Genomic DNA, 17,407 nt, shown 5'->3' with positions numbered 1-17,407 from the left:
CCACGGTCAAATGTGGGAGCGAGCTTGCTCGCGATCGATTGCGAAGCAATCGCAGAGAACTACTCGTTATCGAGGCCCTTGCGCCGATACGGAAACACATCAATCACCTTCCCCGCCCGAATCGCCTCCTGCAGGCTTTTCCAGTAATCGGCGTTGTACAGCTCACCATGCAACTGATCGAACAACTTGCGCTGCCCCGAATCGGCAAACAGGAACGGCGGAAACTCTTCCGGGAACACATCCAGCGGCCCGATCGAGTACCAGGGTTCGGACGCCATCTCGTCTTCCGGCGTGCGCGGTTGTGGGATGTGGCGGAAGTTGGCCTCGGTGAGAAAGCAGATTTCGTCGTAGTCGTAGAACACCACCCGGCCGTGACGGGTGACGCCAAAGTTCTTCAGCAGCATGTCACCGGGAAAGATGTTGGCCGCCGCCAGTTGCTTGATCGCCAGGCCGTAATCTTCCAGGGCTTCGCGCACCTGCGCTTCGTTGGCATTTTCCAGGTACAGGTTAAGCGGGGTCATGCGCCGCTCAGTCCAGCAGTGACGGATCAGCACCGTGTCGCCTTCCACCGACACCGTGGAGGGTGCGACGTCCAGCAATTCCTCCAGGCACGCCGGGTCGAACTTGCTCAGCGGGAAACGGAAGTCGGCGAATTCCTGGGTATCGGCCATGCGCCCGACCCGGTCGACGCTTTTCACCAGGCGGTACTTTTCGATCACCGTGGCGCGGTCGACGTTTTTCGATGGCGAGAAACGGTCCTTGATGATTTTGAACACGGTGTTGAACCCCGGCAGGGTGAACACGCTCATGACCATGCCGCGCACACCGGGGGCCATGATGAACTGGTCGTCGGTATTGGCCAGGTGATTGATCAGCGCCCGGTAGAACTCCGACTTGCCGTGCTTGTAGAAGCCGATCGAGGTGTACAGCTCGGCGATGTGCTTGCCCGGCAGGATGCGCCGCAGGAAGCCGATGAATTCCGCCGGCACCGGCACATCCACCATGAAATACGAGCGGGTGAAGGAGAAAATGATCGACACGTCCGCTTCGTCGGTGATCAGCGCATCGATCTGAATACCGCGACCTTCCAGGTGCAGCAAGGGAATTGCCAGCGGCCATTGCTCGTCGGCGGTGTAGATGCGCCCCACCAGGTACGCACCTTTATTGCGGTACAGCACTGAGGAAAACAGCTCGACGCTCAGCTCCGGGTCCTTGCACACCCAGTCCGGCAGGTTCTCGCGCAGTTGCGCTTCGAGGCGTTTCAGATCACCGGACAGGTCGGCGTAATCCTCGCTGAAGCGGTAGTCGGCGAAGATGCTGGCGAGCATCGCCGACAATTGGCCTTGCGGCTTGTAGGTGCGGGTTTGCGCGGCCCTTGCCCGGCGCAGACTCGGCCGGGTGGTGTGGATGAACATGCAGCCGTCGCTGATCAGGTCATGGCTGAACAATCCGCAGAAGATCGAGTTGTACCAGGTCTCGGACAATTCATCGTCGAAGCGCAGGTCGATCAGGCTGATGTAGGCACTTTTCACCAGTGGCCAGCAGCTGACGTCCAGGGTGTCGGCGTCAAACGCGGTGCGCAGTCGCTCCACCGTTTCACTGACTTTATCTTCGTACAGATTGATCCGCGCTGCCGACGCCGATTGCGTCTCTTGCCACCGGGCCTGTTCGAAGCGGGCCCGGGCACCGTCGGTGATCTGCCGGAAATGCTCGCGGTAATCGTCAAAGCCATCGAGGATCAAACGGGCGATGTCGGCGGCTGGCCATTGCTGCGGCATGGTGAGACCTCTACGGGAATTCGGGAGGCTTGAGCTTAGCCAGTGAACCGGGTGCAGGAGAAGCGTAATTTTCCAGGCGCCGCGTCATCGACACCCTGAAGAGTTCAATGCCCGGTTTTCGGTTGCCATCGATCACGCACTCAGCAACACTTTCGCCCCTTCATCATGGAAGGACCGCGCTGTGAACCCCGTCGATATTTTCCGTTTACTGTCCCTGGCGGCCATTTGGGGTGCGAGTTTTCTGTTCATGCGCATCATCGCCCCGGTGATCGGCTCCCTGCCCACCGCGTTTTTCCGCGTATCGATTGCCGCCGTCGGGTTGCTGGTGATTCTTGGCCTGATGCGCATCAGCTGGGATTTCAAGGGCAAACTCAAGACCGTGATGCTGCTCGGGGTGATCAATTCCGGCATCCCGGCGACCCTGTACTCCGTTGCCGCGCAGGTGCTGCCTGCCGGTTATTCGTCGATTTTCAATGCCACAACCCCCTTGATGGGCGTGCTGATCGGTGGCCTGTTTTTCCAAGAAAGGCTCACTGGCGCCAAGCTCGGCGGCGTGTTCCTGGGGTTGTTCGGCGTGGGCGTGCTGACCCGTGCCGGTCCGGTGGCGTTCGATATGGCACTGCTGATGGGTGCCGTCGCCTGCCTGCTCGCCACCACGTGCTACGGATTTGCCGGATTCCTCGCCCGCCGCTGGCTCGATCAGGCCGGCGGTCTCGATAGTCGCTTGTCGGCACTGGGCAGCATGCTCGGCGCGACCTTGTTCCTGCTGCCGCTGTTCGGCTACAGCGTGATCAGCCAGCCACCGGTGAGCTGGGGCGGCTGGAGTGTGTGGCTGTCGTTGCTGGGCTTGGGGCTGGGCTGCACGGCGTTTGCCTACATTATTTACTTCCGGCTGCTGAGTTCGATCGGCCCGGTGAAATCGATGACCACGACCTTCCTGATCCCGTTGTTTGGCGTGTTGTGGGGGGCGCTGTTTCTCGATGAGCCGCTGTCGATGGCGCATATCTATGGTGGGGTTTTGATTGCAGTGGCGTTGTGGCTGGTGTTGAAACCGGCTGCGGTGAAACCGGGCTTGGTGGCTGAGCGGTAGAATTGTTGCGTTGCCGATGACGCCTTCGCGGGCAAGCCCGCTCCCACAGGGTTTGCGCGGTCCTTGTGGGAGCGGGCTTGCTCGCGAAGGCGATAGACCAGACACCAACAATCACAAAGCCGAAACACTCACCTCCCCATCCACCAACCGCCGAATCCCCAGCGGATTGCCGTTCTGCAACGCCTCGGGCAGCAGCGCATCCGGATAATTCTGGAAGCACACCGGCCGCAGGAAACGATCGATCGCCAGGGTGCCGACCGAAGTGCCCCGCGAGTCGGATGTCGCCGGATACGGCCCGCCATGCACCATCGACTCGCAGACTTCGACCCCGGTCGGATAGCCATTGAGCAGGATCCGCCCGACCTTCTCTTGCAACAGTTCCGCCAGCCAGCGGTACTCCAGCAGTTCGTCGGCCTCGCCAATCAAGGTCGCGGTCAGTTGCCCGCGCAAGCCCTGCAATGCTGCCGCCAACTGCGCCCGATCCTCGACCTCGATGACGATGGTGGTGGGCCCGAACACTTCCTCCTGCAGCAATTGATCGCCCTTGAGCAACAGGCTGGCATCGGCCTTGAACACCTGCGGCTGCGCCTGATTGCCCTGTTGCGGCCGGCCCGCCAGATGGCTCAGGCCCGGATGTTCGTGCAGTTCGCCAAGGCCCCGGTTGTAGCTGGCCAGCGTGCCGGCATTGAGCATGGTTTGCGCCGGCTGCTGGTTCATGTGGGCGCAGAAAGCCTCAAGAAAAGCACTGAACTGCGGCGAGCGCACACCAATGACCAAGCCCGGATTGGTGCAGAACTGGCCACAGCCCAGGGTCACCGAACCTGCCAATTGCGCCGCGATCTGCTCACCGCGCTCCGCGAGGGCTTGCGGCAGCAGGAACACCGGATTGATGCTCGACATCTCGGCGAACACCGGGATCGGCTGTGGCCGGTTTGCGGCCATGTGGCTCAGGGCATTGCCGCCCTTGAGTGAACCGGTGAAGCCCACCGCCTGAATCGCCGGATGTTTGACCAGCCATTCGCCGACACCACCGCCGTAGATCATGTTGAACACACCGACCGGCATCTCGGTTTTTTCCGCGGCACGGATGATCGCGTCAGCCACCCATTGTGCGGTTGCCATGTGCCCGCTGTGGGCCTTGAACACCACCGGGCAACCGGCGGCCAGTGCCGAGGCGGTATCGCCACCGGCGGTGGAAAAGGCCAGCGGGAAGTTGCTCGCACCGAACACCGCCACCGGCCCCAGGGCGATGCGGTACTGACGCAGATCCGGACGCGGCAGCGGCTGGCGATCCGGCAGGGCTCGGTCGATGCGCGCACCATAGAAGTCGCCGCGACGCAGCACCTTGGCGAACAGGCGCAACTGGCCGCTGGTGCGGCCACGCTCACCTTGGATACGCCCGGCCGGCAACGCTGTCTCGCGACACACGGTGGCGACGAACTCATCGCCCAACGCGTCGATTTCATCGGCGATGGCGTCGAGGAACCGCGCGCGTTTTTCCGCACTCAGGTGGCGGAAGGTCGGGTATGCCGCAGCCGCCGCCTTGGCAGCGGCATCCACTTCGGCTTCGCTGGCCTGGAAGAAGGTGCCGGGCAGCGGCTCGCCGGTGGTGGCGTCTAGGCTTTGCAGCTGCAACGTACCATTGGCACTGCGGCGACCGCCGATGTAGTTGTGTCCAGGAAACAGGTTCATGTGGATTCCTTGATCGATTGCAGACCTACGGGGGTCAGAGTGTGCGTACCTGACCGATAGCCAGCGGCTGGGCGCTCTCGCCGATGCCGTTGACCAAAGGCGCACCGAACTCATCGAGACTGATCTGGAAACTGTCCCCCGGCTGGGTCTTCACACCGTCGGCAAACGACAGCGTGGCGGTACCGAAGTAGTGCACGTGAACATCGCCGGGACGCAAAAACTGCGCGTACTTGAAGTGATGAAATTCGAGATTGGCCAGGCTGTGGCACATGTTGTCTTCGCCGCTGAGAAACTCTTTTTCCCAGATCGTCTGGCCGTTGCGCGTGATGCGGCTGGTGCCGACCAGATGTCTGGGCAACTCACCGACGCGCAACTCCGGGCCAAAGGAGCAGCAACGCAGCTTCGAATGAGCGAGATACAGGTAGTTGCGCCGCTCCATGACGTGGTCGGAGAACTCGTTACCCAGCGCGTAACCGACACGGTACGGCTGGCCGTCGTCGCCGATCACATACAGGCCGGTCAGTTCCGGCTCCTCACCGGCGTCCTCGGCAAACGGCGGCACCGGGAAATCCGCTCCGGGACGCACGACGATGCTGCCGTCGCCCTTGTAGAACCACTCCGGTTGCGCGCCGACCTGCTCCGCCGCCGGTTTACCGCCCTCCAAACCCCACTTGAACATGCGCATTGTGTCGGTCATGCCGGCTTCGACTTCACCATCGTGCTGGTGCATTTTGTCCCGCGTCGCGGCGCTGCCCAGATGGGTCAGGCCCGTGCCGCTGATCAGGCAATGGGCCGGGTCTTCGTGGTCCAGCGGTGGCAGGACCTTGCGCTGCTGCAACAGCTGCGCGTAATCCGGACCGGGGTCGCTGCCGCGCCGGGCGATTTCTTCCTGCAGGCTGCGCTGGGCACGGATGGCGGCCAGGGCCAGTTCACGGGTACTGCGGGTATCGCGCAGTACCTGGACGCGAGCGCCCTCAACCACGCCAACCTGGCGTTGCCCGTCGGTGTTTTCAAACTGAATCAGGCGCATGTCGGCCCTCCGAAAAGTCGTGATGGGCGCCGCGAAAGAGCGGCGCCGGACGGTCACTCGATGATGTTGAAATCGCTCAGGTACTCATCGGAGATTTCCAGGCCCAGGCCCGGCTTGTTGTCATCCAGCTGGATGTAGCCGTTGACCGGTTGCGGCTCGCCCTTGAACACGTAGTAGAAGAGCTCGTTGCCGACTTCGACGTCGAACACCGGGAAGAACTCGGCCATCGGCGAAGCCGTGGTGGACATGGTCAGGTGGTAGTTGTGCATCTGCCCGGCATGCGGGATGACCGGCACCGACCAGGCCTCGGCCATGGCGTTGATCTTGCGCGCGGCGGTGATGCCGCCGACGCGGTTGGTGTCGTACTGGATCACGTCGACGGCGCGGCGTTCCAGCAGGTCCTTGAAGCCGTAGGAGGTGAACTCATGCTCGCCGCCGGAGATCGGCATGATCCCCATCTTCTTCAGCTCGATGTAGCCTTCGATGTCGTCGGCGATCACCGGTTCTTCGAGCCAGCGCGGCTCGAACTCGGCCAGTTTCGGCAACATGCGCCGGGCATACTCGAGGGTCCAGCCCATGTAGCATTCGAGCATGATGTCGACGTCGGGGCCGGCCAGCTCACGCAGGGCGCGCACTTGTTCGATGTTGCGGCGCATGCCCGCCGGACCGTCCTTCGGGCCATAGCCGAAACGCATCTTCAGCGCGGTGAAACCCTGGTTCAGATAGCCTTGGGCCTCTTCGAGGAACAGGTCGAGGTTGTCGTTGGCGTAGAGCTTGGAGGCGTAGGTCCAGATCTTTTCCTTGGTGCGCCCGCCGAGTAACTTGAACACCGGCTTGTTCACCGCTTTGCCCATGATGTCCCAGATCGCGATGTCGATGGCCGAGATCGCCGCCATGCCGATGCCCTTGCGCCCCCAGGCGTGGCTCTGGCGGTACATTTTCTGCCAGATGTATTCGTTGTCGAACGGGTCTTCGCCGATGGCGATCGGCGCCAGGTAGGTGTCGATGATTTCCTTGGCCACGCGCGGCGCCAGGGCACAGTTACCGATGCCGACGAGGCCGGTGTCGGTCTCGACTTCCACCACCAGCCAGCCGTGGAAGCGGAACGAGCCCATGGCGTCGCCGCGCTCGAACAGGATGTCGCTGGCGTTGGTGCAGAAGTGCGCCTGAGGTGGCACGACTTTGCCTTTCCACTCGAAAACGCGGGTACGGATCGCTTTGATTTTCATGAATAGAGTTTCCTTGCGCTGCCGGCTTCTTGTCATTGTGAGTCGCTGCGCAATGCCACTCGGGTGGCGGTCTTGCGCATTCGATGGAGCGACTTTAGCCAGCGGCCAAGGGCTGCGGATAATCACTTATGCGTATCCGGCGATAACCTGGAGTGATAGGAGAACCAACCAAGTGAGCAGTTCGGGTTATCAGCCAAACACAAAACAAAAGTGAGAGCGGGCTTGCTCGCGAATGCGGAGGGTCAGTCGACGTAGTTGTCGTCTGACCCTCCGCATTCGCGAGCAAGCCCGCTCCCACAGGGGATTGTTGCCGTTTTAGAAATCCGGGATCAGTGGCGGTTGCGCCCCATCCGGCACGCGATCTCGAACGCCTGGCGGATCGCGCCGACGTTCGCCTTGCCCTGCCCCGCAATGTCGAACGCGGTGCCATGGGCCGGGGTGGTGATCGGGATCGGCAGTCCGCCCTGCACCGTGACGCCACGGGAGAAGCCCATCAACTTGATCGCGATCTGCCCCTGGTCGTGGTACATGGTCACCACCGCGTCGAAGGCACTGGCATCGCCCTGGACCTTGAGGAAGATCGTGTCGGCCGGATAAGGGCCGTCCGCCGCGATCCCCAGTGCCTGTGCCGAACGCACCGCCGGGCCGATGATGTCCAGTTCCTCGCGACCGAACGAACCGTTATCACCGTTATGCGGATTCAGCCCGCAGACGCCGATGCGCGGCTTTTCCAGCCCGTTGCGCTTGAGCGCGGTGTCGATCAGTTGAATCGCTTCGACCACCCGTTGCTGGCTGAGCAGGCCCGGCACATCGGCCAGGGCCACATGGGAGGTCACCCGCGAAGTCCAGAGATTGTCGAGTACGTTGAATTCGCAGAACGGTCCATGGAAATCCAGCAGCTCGGCGAACCAGTGCAGCTCATCGCTGTGGGCCATGCCGGCCATGTGCAGTGAAGTCTTGTTCAATGGCCCGAACAACACTGCGTCGGTGATGCCCGCTTCGGTCAGGCGCAGGGCTTTTTCCAGGGTGTCGAGGCTGTAGCGGCCACCGATGACGCTGGCCTCGCTACGCGCAAACTCACCGATAGTGTCGCCGCGAAAGTCATAGAACAGCGGCGTGTCATCGACAAATGCCAGTTGCTCCAGAGACTCGACGCGACGATAGGGAAATTCCATCCCGGCAATGCGCATGCCGCGACGCATTTCCGCTTCGTCGGCGATCAGGATCACATTGGCCTGGGCACGCACTTCAGGCTCGCCCAGCAGGCGCGCAATCAGCTCAGGGCCGATGCCCGCCGGGTCGCCGAGGACCATTGCGATGGTGGATTTGCTCATGCTTCACTCCTCAAGGGTTCAGGCTGCGCCCGCTCATTGGCGCAAGGCTCACAGCGATAGACCCGCTGCGCGTTGCTGTAGAAAAGTCGTTCCTGATCGGCTGTCGGCAGATCGGCGACGATGGATTTGAAACCGCTATAGATGTCGTCGAACGAGCCGCACAGGCTGTCCACGGGGAAGTTGCTGGCGAACATCGCCCGGTGGCTGCCGAACATGGCGATCACCTCGCGCACGATCCAGGCGTTGTCCTTGGCGCGCCAGCGCTGGCCGCCCTGCCCCAGGCCGGAAATCTTCACCTGCACGTTCGGCCACTGCGTCAGCCGCGCCATCGCCAGACGCCAGCCCGCCAGGCCTTCGGCACTGCGGTCATTGGGCAAACCGGCGTGGTTGAGAATCAGCGTGATGCCGGGAAAATCCCGGGCCAGGCGTTCGGCCTCGTGCAGGTTCCACCAGGGCGTCTGCAAGTCGAAATGCAGCCCCAGCCCTTCAAGCGCGGCATAACTGCGGCGCCAGTGTTCGTCACTCATCAGGCTGCGCATGTGCCCCACCTGCGTCGGCGCGATCGGGCCACCGGGTTTGTGGCGCACGCTGCGCACATGCTTGAAACGCGCCTGCTCGGTGAGCACATCGATAGCGTCCGGATGATCGAGCCAGGCTTGCGCCACGACTGCATTGGGTACGCCGTAGCGGGCGGCCAGTTGCTCGATGAAACGGGTTTCGCCAATCGGGTCCTGGGGGTTCCACTCAGTCTCGACATACACCGTTTGCACGACGTTATGGGAACCTGCATCGGCGAAGTAATCCTCGGGGAAATAGCGGCGCTTGATCGCGCTGTAGTCTCCGTAGCGAAAAGGTATGTTGGCCTCGGGGGCAAGCCATGGGTGGTCGTTGACGGTCGGGTCCCAGAAGTGATGATGGGCGTCGATGATCGGGCCGTTCCACAACGCATTAGTCATGACGCACCTCGTCGAGGCTGATGAACAAGGTCGCGAGCACGAAGACTGCCGAGCACGCCGCGAAGAACCCGAGCACCGGGGCGAAACCACCGGCCGCTTGCAGAATCACGCCCACCAGGATCGGCACGGCGATGCCGCCGGTACTGCCGGCCATGTTCATCACGCCGCCGATCAAACCGACCCGCGCCGGCGCCGCCAGCAGCGCCGGGAAGCTCCAGTAGAGGCTGCCCCACATCAGGAAGAACGCGGTCATGGCCAACAGCGCCACCGCCGCAAAAGGATGGCTCAAGGTCGGCAGCAACAGGAATGCGCCGAGGGCCACCAGCCCGGAAAACGCCAGCAGGCTCTTGACCGCCACCGCGCGACTCACGCCTTTGCGAATCAAGCCATCACAGAGGAAACCCCCGGTCAACGAACCGAGTGCACCGCAGACAAAAATCACGAAGGTCGCCGCACCAATCCCCTTGATATCGAAACCCCGGGCCTGGGCCAGATAACTCGGGCCCCAGGTCAGCAGACCGAAATACACCATCGCCCAACTCGCCCGGCCGATCAGCAAACCGCTGAGCGAGCGTGGCGCAATACCCAACCCCTTGACCGGCGCCCGGGCCGCTTCGGCGGCGGGCGTTGCGCGGCCGACGTTGATTTTCTCGAGCTCCGCCGCATTTACTTGAGGGTGACCGGCCGGGTCATCACGCAGATAACGCCGCGCCAGCCAGGCCAGCACCAGGGTGGCGATACCGGCGATCACGAAGGCCAGGCGCCAGGAGTCCAGCGAGGCAATCAGCCAGGCAATGATCAACCCGCCAAGGGCCACGCCCAACGGGCTGCCGCTGTCCATCAACACCGCGCCGCGACTGCGCTCGCTCGGGGCCAGCCACAGGGAAATCAGCTTGCCGCCCGACGGGAACAGCGGTGCTTCGGCGGCGCCCAGTGCAACCCGGGCAAACAACAACGACAAGCCGCCCGTGGCGAACGCCGCCAGCACCTGAAACGTGCCCCACAACCCGGTGGACCAACTGATGACCCGGTGCGGGCCGAAGCGGTCGATCAGCCAGCCGCCGGGAATCTGCAACAGTGCGTAGGCCCAGAAAAAGCTGCTGAGGATCAGCCCTTGCAGGCTCGGCGACAGGGAAAACTCATGGGCGATGGTCGGCATCGCAATGGACAGCGACACCCGGTCGATCAGGTTGACCATGGTCAGCGCGAAGATGATCGCGAAGATCCGCCAGCGCACGCTGCTGGCTTTGGCGGTGCCGGCCAGCGGCCTGGTCGCTTCGTTGGGCTGGGCAACTGCGCCGGGCAGATGCAGGGAAGCACTGGGACGAACCATGGTGCATGCCTCGTTTATTATTTTTGTGGAGATGCAGACTTGATAAGCACTATCGAAGGCTTGCTGATAACCGTCTAATCAAAACTTGAAATCAGGCGATAGCCTCGGGTTATGTCATGCCCTGCTTTCAACGACCTTTCAACGTTGCCACGCATTCTTTTCTGTAGGAGCGAGCCTGCTCGCGATGGTCTTCAACGAAAACACGTGCTTCCTGAATTAACGCGGTGCCCTTGAGTCCATCGCGAGCAAGCTTGCTCCTACAGTAGTCAGCAGTCAGCAGTTTGCCGATCTATAACCCCAGGCTATCGGTGTATGTATTGTTTTGACTAGACGCCGTGCCCGCACCTTCACACACTCGGGCCAGGCTTGCGGCTTTACCGCGCAAACAAGCCGCTCATAACAATTACAAGAACATGAATACGAGGCTCTTCCATCATGCGAAATGCATTCGTCCGTCGTACTTCCCGTCTGTTTCTTGGCTGCGCACTGATCGCCGCCGGTACCCTTCCCGCTCTCGCCAACGCCGCCTGGCAACCGGACAAGAACGTCGAAATCGTCGTAGCCGGCGGTCCCGGTGGCGGTACCGACCAGCTCGGTCGCCTGATCCAGTCGATCATCACCACGCACAAGCTGCTCGACGTGAACACCATCGTCCTCAACAAGGGCGGTGGCAACGGCGCCGAAGCCTTCCTCGACCTGAAAATGAGCAAGGGCGATGCCGACAAACTGGTGATCGGCACCAACAACATCTACCTGTTGCCGCTGGTGTCCAAGCTCGGTTACGAATGGCAGGAACTGACCCCGATTGCCGCCGTGGCCGAGGATGACTTCATTCTCTGGAGCTACAAGGGTGCGCCGTGGAAGGACGCTAAAAGCTTCTACGAAGCGGTCAAAGCCGACCCGTCGAACCTGCGCATGGGCGGCAGCCAGTCCAAGGACGTCGACCAGACCCTGACCCTGCTGCTGAACCAGACCAACAACAGCAAACTGGTGTACATCCCGTTCAAGAGCGGCAGCGAAGCCGCGACGCAACTGGCCGGCAAGCACATCGCTGCCAACGTCAACAATCCAAGCGAGAGCATCAGCCAATGGCGTGGCGATCAGGTCGAGCCGCTCTGCGTGTTCAGTAAGGAGCGCATGGGCTATACCGACAAAGTCGCCGGCGACAAATCCTGGGCCGACGTCCCGACCTGTCACGAACAAGGCCTGGGCATCGATCAGTACCGCTTCCCGCGCACCGTGTTCATGCCCGGCGACGTCACCGCCGAGCAGCGTGCGTTCTATGTCGAGTTGATGCGCAAAGTCACCCAGACCGATGAGTTCAAGGCTTACGTGAAGCAGAACGCTCTGGTGCCAACCTTCCTCGAGGGCGAGCCGCTGACCGCCTACATCGAAAAAGACACCGCCCGCGTCACGCCGGTGTTCAAAGAGGCCGGCTGGCTGAAAAACTGAGCTGCTCACGGCCGCCCGCCCTGCGTACGGCCGTCACCTCTGGAGGTGCTTTCATGTCCCATTCTTCGGATTCACCAGCGCTGGTCGGTACACGCTGGGTCGAACTCGGCCTGGCACTCTTCACCACGCTGATCGGCGCGGTGGTGATGTTCGGCAGTGTCGAACAGGGTATCGGCTGGGGTGATGCCGGCCCCGAGCCGGGTTACTTTCCCTTCTACATCGGCCTGATGTTGAGCGCCGCCAGTGTGGCCAACGGCGTGTTGACCCTGGTGCGCTGGCAAGCCCTGGGCATCTCATTCGTCAGCCGCAGTGCGTTCAGGCAAGTGCTGTCGGTGTTCGTGCCCATTGCGCTATTCGTCGGTGCGATGCCGTTCACCGGCATCTACGTCGCTTCGGCCTGCTTCATTGCCTGGTTCATGTGGCGTGACAAGGTCCGCGCCAAGCCTTACGGCAAATGGATGATCGGCAGCGTGTCCCTGGGCGCGGTGCTGGCCAGTTACCTGATTTTCGCGCTGTGGTTCAAAGTGCCGCTGGATGCCGGCCCAATGGGCGACTGGATTGCCCTGGCCGGGAGACATTTCAAATGAGCGAGTTCGATTCCCTGCTGCAAGGCATGAACCTGATCCTCACGCCGGGCCATATCGGCCTGATGGTGATCGGCGTGCTGCTGGGCATTCTGGTCGGCGTACTGCCCGGTCTCGGTGCCCCCAACGGCGTGGCGTTGCTGTTGCCGCTGACGTTCACCATGTCGCCGGTGTCGGCGATCATCCTGCTGTCGTGCATGTACTGGGGCGCGCTGTTCGGCGGCTCGATCACCTCGATCCTGTTCAACATCCCGGGTGAGCCCTCATCGGTGGCAACCACCTTCGACGGTTACCCCATGGCCCGCGAAGGCCGCGCCGCCGAAGCCCTGACCGCCGCGTTCAGTTCGGCCTTGCTGGGTGCGTTGGCCGGCGTGTTGTTGCTGACGTTCCTGTCGACCAAAATTGCCGCATTCGCCATGTCCTTCAGTTCACCGGAGTTCTTCGCGGTGTACCTGTTGGCGTTCTGCACCTTCATCGGCATGAGCAAGAACCCGCCGCTGAAAACCGTGGTGGCGATGATGATCGGTTTCGCCATGGCCGCCGTCGGCATGGACACCGTGTCCGGCAACCTGCGCCTGACCTTCGACCAGCCGATCCTGATGACCGGCATCAGCTTTGAAGTGGCGGTGATCGGCCTGTTCGGCATCGGCGAAATCCTCTGCACCGTGGAAGAGGGACTGGTGTTCCGCGGCGAGCATGCGCGGATCACCCCGATGGTGATCCTGCGCACCTGGGCCAAATTGCCGCGTTACTGGTGGACGATTGTGCGCAGCACCCTGGTCGGCTGCTGGATGGGCATCACCCCTGGCGGACCGACTGCCGCGTCGTTCATGAGCTACAGCCTGGCGCGGCGTTTCTCGAAAAACCGCGACAACTTCGGCAAGGGCGAAATCGAAGGGGTGATCGCCCCGGAAACCGCTGACCACGCGGCCGGCACCAGTGCCCTGCTGCCGATGCTGACCCTGGGCATTCCCGGCTCGGCGACTGCGGCGGTGATGCTCGGTGGCCTGATGATCTGGGGTTTGCACCCGGGGCCGACGCTGTTCGTCGAGCAACACGATTTTGTCTGGGGCCTGATCGCCAGCATGTACCTGGGCAACGTGGTGAGCCTGATCGTGGTGCTGGCCACTGTGCCGCTGTTCGCTTCGATCCTGCGCATCCCGTTCTCGATCATCGCGCCGATCATCATCATGGTCTGCGCCATCGGTGCCTACTCGGTGCACAACTCGTTCTTCGACGTGGTGCTGATGCTGGGCTTCGGTGCGTTGGGTTATCTGTTCAAGAAACTCGGCTACCCGATTGCGCCGCTGGTGTTGGCGGCAGTGCTGGGCGACAAGGCAGAAGATGCGTTCCGTCAGTCGATGCTGTTCTCCGATGGGCACCTGGGGATTTTCTGGTCCAACCCCTTGGTCGGCAGCTTGACCACGGCGGCGCTGCTGATGCTGTTCTGGCCGCTGATTTCCAAAGCGCTGCAAACCCTGATCGGCCTGCGCAAACCCCAGGTCGCCAAACCAAAATCGGTGCTGTGACACGCCAAAGCTGGCAACGCCTGGCATTTGTTGTCAGGCTTGCCGCAGGACTTTTTTGCGAGCACGGCCCATGACCCGAATTCCTGCTGCCAACGTAATCCACAGCCGACTGCGTCTGCGCCAACTGCGGCTGATGCTGGCGTTGCAGGAATTCGGCTCGTTGCGTCGCGCCGCCGACCACATCGGCATGACCCAACCGGCCGCGACCAAAATGCTGCATGAAGCCGAGGACCTGTTGGGCGTCGAGCTGTTCGAACGCCTGCCCCGGGGCATGCGCTCTACCCCGTTCGGGGAAACGGTCATTTATTACGCACGCATGGTGTTCGCCGAACTCAGCGGCATGCGTGAAGAGTTGGTCGCCCTCGAGTCCGGCAACCTTGGCCGGGTCGCGGTCGGGGCCATTCCGGCACTGGCTTCAGGGCTGCTGACGCGCACCATCGCCACCTTGAAACAAAGCCATCCACGCTTGTCGATGAGCATCCAGGTCGACACCAGCGACGTGCTGGTGCAGGCGCTGTTGCAAGATCAGCTGGATATCGTGTTGGGGCGGATTCCCGCCGGTGCCCGGGCAGAGGAGTTGCTGTTCGACAGCCTTGGCGAGGAAGCGCTGTGCGTGATTTCCGGCGCACAGAATCCACTGGCCAAAGCCACGCAGTTGAGCTGGGCCGAATTGCAGAACATGACCTGGGTACTGCAACAGCAGCCCAGCCCGATGCGCGCGATCATCAATCAGGTCTTCCACAACGCGCGGGTCGACATCCCGAGCAGCATCGTCGAAACCACGTCGATCATGACTTTGCTGTCGTTGATTCAGCAGACCGACATGCTCGGCGTCACGCCGGTGTCGGTGGTCGAGGACTATCCCGGTCGGGATCTGCTGGCGGTGTTGCCGATCAAGTTCGAGGCGCGGCTGCCACCGTACGGGTTGATCACCCGGCGTCATCGCATTCAATCGTCGGCGATGCAGGCGTTTATGAATTCGGTGCGGGCCGAGCATGCGCTGAGCAAATGACAGGCAAAAGATCGCAGCCTGCGGCAGCGCCTACAGGTACGGCTGCGATCTTTTGGTTTTCTTGCCCGGCCTACGCTGTTTTACGGAACACAAACACCAGCCCGACGATGATCAACAGCATGCCGAACAGGCTCAACAGCGCCAGGCGGTTGCCGAAGACCAGATAGTCCATCACCGCCGTCACCGCCGGCACCAGGTAAAACAGACTGGTGACGTTCACCAGGTTGCCCCGGGCGATCAAGCGGTACAGTAACAGCGTCGCCAGCACCGACACCACCAGCCCCATCCATAGCACCGGCAGGATGAAACCGCTGCTGTGTTCGAAGTGAAACGGCTGGAAAGGTACGAAAATCCCGCACAACAGCAGCCCGGCGAGGTACTGCACCGGCAGCGTGCCGAGAGGATTTTCAGTGATGCGTTTCTGCATGATCGAACCGAACGTCATGCTCACCAGCGCCAGCAGACCGAAGAGCATCCCGGCCAGCGACATCCCGGCCAGACCGATGCCCTGGTAAACCACCATGATCAGACCGGCCAGCCCAAGCGCCAGACCGAACATCCGGCTGGCTGATCGTTGACGCTCCATGATCACCACCGTAAGGATCGGCTGCACGCCCATGATGGTCGCCATCACCCCGGGTGTGACTTTCAGGTCCAGGGCCAGCAGATAGAAAATCTGATAGCCCCCCAACAACACCACGCCGGTGGCCATCGCATACAGCATCGGCTTGCCGCCCTTGGGCAACTTCAGCTTGAACAACGGCACCAGCAACACCAGCCCGCATAGGGCGATGACGAAACGAAACATCAGGAAGGCGAAGGGTGACGCGTGGGCCAGCCCCCATTTGGAGAAGATCGCCCCGCTGCTCCACAGCAGCACGAACAGGCTCGTGGACGCCGCCGCGAGCGCGGATTTTTTCGAAAGGACAAACATGAATACCACCTGTAGTCAGGCAAAAAGCCAACTCAGCAAAAGCTGAAATCCAGTAGTTTTTTCAGGCGGGCGGGGGAACAGCAGAAGACAGCTGATCAGCCCGAAATGCCGACGCCTGGCGGTGATACGACTGCGCACACCGGCGTGCTACTGACAGGTGGGGGGTAATGACTGATCTGCCCGGGCTGCTGATTCCCGCACGGCACGACGCCAGCGTTGACCGCTGAATCGACTACCGCGTTGAGGAGGGATGCAGGCATTGGGCTGATCTTTGCTCGAGGGATAAGAAAGTGAGTCCGAAACTCACCGTGCGCCGACTATAACCAGCGTTCGACATGGATTGCAACGTGTTGGTCAAAAGGCCGTATCCGGCCTCAACCAAACAACCAATACCCCAACAACGTCAGCACCGCCACTGCCAGCACCGGGCGCAGTACACGGTAAGCCTTGGGATTGCGCCGCTTCCATTGCTTGACCACACCACTGAATCTATCGCTGGAGTTCTTGCTCCAGGCGTAGGCCTTGTTGATCCCGCCCACACGTTCGTCATCCAGGTTCTGAGGCGCGGTGGCGCGCCCCAGCCAGGCGCTGATACTGCGATTGATGCGGGTCATGAAGCGATTGCTCAACGGACGTTCGATATCGCAGAACAGGATCACCCGGGTCTTTTGCGTTTCATTCTTGACCCAGTGCACGTAGGTCTCGTCGAACATCACGTCTTCACCATCGCGCCAGGCGTAAACCTGACCGTCGACAAAGATGCGGCAATCATCGGAATTGGGGGTGGACAGCCCCAGGTGATAACGCAGGGAGCCGCCAAACGGGTCGCGATGCGGGTTGAGGTGGCTGCCGCCCGGCAGCAGCGCAAACATCGCGCCTTTGACGTTGGGAATGCTGCTGACCAATTCCACGGTTCTCGGGCACAGGACTTCGGCAGAAGGCAGCGGTTTGTCATACCACTTGAGATAGAAACGCTTCCAGCCCTTCTTGAAGAACGAGCCAAAACCGGCGTCGTTGTTCTTTTCCGCCGCACGAATGTACCCCTCGTCGAACAAGTGCATCGCTTCGTCGCGGATCACTTCCCAGTTGTCCTTGAGCACATCCAGTTCGGGAAACTTGCTGCGATCCAGATACGGTTTGGAAGGCACACCGGAAAACAGGTACATCAAGGCGTTATAGGGTGCGAACAGTGCCGAATGGTTAACGAATTGGCGCAAAACCGGCAGACGCGCCTTACCGCGTAAGTGCACATACAGGGTGCTGCCGAGAAACAGCAACAACAACGAGGCTTTCGCGGCAAACGAAAAGGTCATCAACAACTCCTTTGAAGATAAGCGACTTTGCACCAGGTCCATTGCCCGACGAGGCTTGCGGCATGATAAACACTGCCGATCCGGTAAAAAACCTGCACTTTTCAACATTCAATGTTAACGAATGTGCAACAAAGCATTTCT

The 17,407-nt window shown here is 61.4% G+C and carries 14 protein-coding genes; 5 read left to right on the top strand and 9 right to left on the bottom strand.

The window, feature by feature from the left end; all coding sequences use genetic code 11:
• Window positions 1–59 precede the first annotated feature (59 nt).
• Entirely contained in the window at window positions 60–1,778 is a 1,719-nt protein-coding gene (gene aceK, locus PMI26_RS21430) for a bifunctional isocitrate dehydrogenase kinase/phosphatase (RefSeq protein ID WP_007972462.1), read from the bottom strand.
• A 181-nt stretch (window positions 1,779–1,959) separates the two neighbouring features.
• On the opposite strand from aceK, the gene PMI26_RS21435 reads away from it, so the two are divergent.
• A complete protein-coding gene (locus PMI26_RS21435; protein WP_007972461.1) occupies window positions 1,960–2,868 on the top strand; it encodes a DMT family transporter in 909 nt (302 codons plus the stop codon).
• Window positions 2,869–2,979: 111 nt separating this feature from the next.
• Here the strand turns inward: PMI26_RS21435 and PMI26_RS21440 are convergent, their stop codons facing one another.
• The 6 genes from PMI26_RS21440 to PMI26_RS21465 form a co-directional block, all read right to left on the bottom strand.
• Window positions 2,980–4,560 carry an aldehyde dehydrogenase (NADP(+)) gene (locus tag PMI26_RS21440; protein WP_007972460.1) on the bottom strand — a complete coding sequence of 527 codons (1,581 nt, stop codon included), beginning with the start codon at window positions 4,558–4,560 and terminating at the stop codon, window positions 2,980–2,982.
• 34 nt (window positions 4,561–4,594) lie between these two features.
• On the bottom strand, window positions 4,595–5,590 hold the full coding sequence (gene araD1, locus PMI26_RS21445; RefSeq protein ID WP_007972459.1) for an AraD1 family protein: 996 nt from the start codon (window positions 5,588–5,590) through the stop codon (window positions 4,595–4,597).
• A gap of 53 nt (window positions 5,591–5,643) precedes the next feature.
• On the bottom strand, window positions 5,644–6,819 hold the full coding sequence (locus PMI26_RS21450) for an L-rhamnonate dehydratase (RefSeq protein WP_007972458.1): 1,176 nt from the start codon (window positions 6,817–6,819) through the stop codon (window positions 5,644–5,646).
• A 329-nt stretch (window positions 6,820–7,148) separates the two neighbouring features.
• Complete coding sequence (locus tag PMI26_RS21455) at window positions 7,149–8,153, bottom strand: 4-hydroxythreonine-4-phosphate dehydrogenase PdxA (RefSeq protein ID WP_007972457.1); 1,005 nt, start codon at window positions 8,151–8,153, stop codon at window positions 7,149–7,151.
• Entirely contained in the window at window positions 8,150–9,109 is a 960-nt protein-coding gene (locus PMI26_RS21460) for an amidohydrolase family protein (RefSeq protein ID WP_007972455.1), read from the bottom strand. Before PMI26_RS21460 ends, PMI26_RS21455 begins: the two co-directional genes overlap by 4 nt.
• Window positions 9,102–10,442 carry an MFS transporter gene (locus PMI26_RS21465; RefSeq protein ID WP_007972453.1) on the bottom strand — a complete coding sequence of 447 codons (1,341 nt, stop codon included), beginning with the start codon at window positions 10,440–10,442 and terminating at the stop codon, window positions 9,102–9,104. The genes PMI26_RS21460 and PMI26_RS21465 overlap by 8 nt, the downstream gene beginning before the upstream one ends.
• A 435-nt stretch (window positions 10,443–10,877) precedes the next feature.
• Between PMI26_RS21465 and PMI26_RS21470 the strand changes: the two genes are divergently transcribed.
• The 4 genes from PMI26_RS21470 to PMI26_RS21485 all read left to right on the top strand — a co-directional run bounded on the left by PMI26_RS21470 (window position 10,878) and on the right by PMI26_RS21485 (window position 15,019).
• Window positions 10,878–11,894 carry a Bug family tripartite tricarboxylate transporter substrate binding protein gene (locus PMI26_RS21470; RefSeq protein ID WP_007972451.1) on the top strand — a complete coding sequence of 339 codons (1,017 nt, stop codon included), beginning with the start codon at window positions 10,878–10,880 and terminating at the stop codon, window positions 11,892–11,894.
• A 53-nt stretch (window positions 11,895–11,947) separates the two neighbouring features.
• The gene (locus tag PMI26_RS21475) at window positions 11,948–12,481 is read left to right on the top strand and encodes a tripartite tricarboxylate transporter TctB family protein (RefSeq protein ID WP_007972449.1); all 534 of its coding nucleotides are present in this window, start codon (window positions 11,948–11,950) and stop codon (window positions 12,479–12,481) included.
• On the top strand, window positions 12,478–14,007 hold the full coding sequence (locus tag PMI26_RS21480) for a tripartite tricarboxylate transporter permease (RefSeq protein ID WP_007972447.1): 1,530 nt from the start codon (window positions 12,478–12,480) through the stop codon (window positions 14,005–14,007). The genes PMI26_RS21475 and PMI26_RS21480 overlap by 4 nt, the downstream gene beginning before the upstream one ends.
• Window positions 14,008–14,077: 70 nt before the next feature.
• Window positions 14,078–15,019, top strand: a complete 942-nt coding sequence (locus PMI26_RS21485; RefSeq protein ID WP_007972445.1) for a LysR family transcriptional regulator — start codon at window positions 14,078–14,080, stop codon at window positions 15,017–15,019.
• Window positions 15,020–15,089: 70 nt separating this feature from the next.
• Here PMI26_RS21485 and PMI26_RS21490 read toward each other — a convergent pair whose 3' ends face one another.
• Both PMI26_RS21490 and PMI26_RS21495 read right to left on the bottom strand, forming a co-directional pair.
• Window positions 15,090–15,953 carry a DMT family transporter gene (locus tag PMI26_RS21490; RefSeq protein ID WP_007972443.1) on the bottom strand — a complete coding sequence of 288 codons (864 nt, stop codon included), beginning with the start codon at window positions 15,951–15,953 and terminating at the stop codon, window positions 15,090–15,092.
• 374 nt (window positions 15,954–16,327) lie between these two features.
• Entirely contained in the window at window positions 16,328–17,266 is a 939-nt protein-coding gene (locus tag PMI26_RS21495) for an aspartyl/asparaginyl beta-hydroxylase domain-containing protein (protein ID WP_007972441.1), read from the bottom strand.
• Window positions 17,267–17,407 lie beyond the last annotated feature (141 nt).

It is taken from the genome of Pseudomonas sp. GM33, assembly GCF_000282295.1.
GTDB lineage: Bacteria > Pseudomonadota > Gammaproteobacteria > Pseudomonadales > Pseudomonadaceae > Aquipseudomonas > Aquipseudomonas laurylsulfatiphila.
The sequence above is the reverse complement of the archived record's forward strand: the minus strand, read 5'-3'. Positions and strand labels throughout refer to the sequence as shown.

What these genes read in the sequence shown, in the direction of transcription:
- aceK (WP_007972462.1), bottom strand. Translation starts at nt 1,778, where the DNA reads ATGCCGCAGCAATGGCCAGCCGCCGACATCGCCCGTTTGATCCTCGAT.
- PMI26_RS21440 (WP_007972460.1), bottom strand. Translation starts at nt 4,560, where the DNA reads ATGAACCTGTTTCCTGGACACAACTACATCGGCGGTCGCCGCAGTGCC.
- araD1 (WP_007972459.1), bottom strand. Translation starts at nt 5,590, where the DNA reads ATGCGCCTGATTCAGTTTGAAAACACCGACGGGCAACGCCAGGTTGGC.
- PMI26_RS21450 (WP_007972458.1), bottom strand. Translation starts at nt 6,819, where the DNA reads ATGAAAATCAAAGCGATCCGTACCCGCGTTTTCGAGTGGAAAGGCAAA.
- PMI26_RS21455 (WP_007972457.1), bottom strand. Translation starts at nt 8,153, where the DNA reads ATGAGCAAATCCACCATCGCAATGGTCCTCGGCGACCCGGCGGGCATC.
- PMI26_RS21460 (WP_007972455.1), bottom strand. Translation starts at nt 9,109, where the DNA reads ATGACTAATGCGTTGTGGAACGGCCCGATCATCGACGCCCATCATCAC.
- PMI26_RS21465 (WP_007972453.1), bottom strand. Translation starts at nt 10,442, where the DNA reads ATGGTTCGTCCCAGTGCTTCCCTGCATCTGCCCGGCGCAGTTGCCCAG.
- PMI26_RS21470 (WP_007972451.1), top strand. Translation starts at nt 10,878, where the DNA reads ATGCGAAATGCATTCGTCCGTCGTACTTCCCGTCTGTTTCTTGGCTGC.
- PMI26_RS21475 (WP_007972449.1), top strand. Translation starts at nt 11,948, where the DNA reads ATGTCCCATTCTTCGGATTCACCAGCGCTGGTCGGTACACGCTGGGTC.
- PMI26_RS21480 (WP_007972447.1), top strand. Translation starts at nt 12,478, where the DNA reads ATGAGCGAGTTCGATTCCCTGCTGCAAGGCATGAACCTGATCCTCACG.
- PMI26_RS21485 (WP_007972445.1), top strand. Translation starts at nt 14,078, where the DNA reads ATGACCCGAATTCCTGCTGCCAACGTAATCCACAGCCGACTGCGTCTG.
- PMI26_RS21490 (WP_007972443.1), bottom strand. Translation starts at nt 15,953, where the DNA reads ATGTTTGTCCTTTCGAAAAAATCCGCGCTCGCGGCGGCGTCCACGAGC.
- PMI26_RS21495 (WP_007972441.1), bottom strand. Translation starts at nt 17,266, where the DNA reads ATGACCTTTTCGTTTGCCGCGAAAGCCTCGTTGTTGTTGCTGTTTCTC.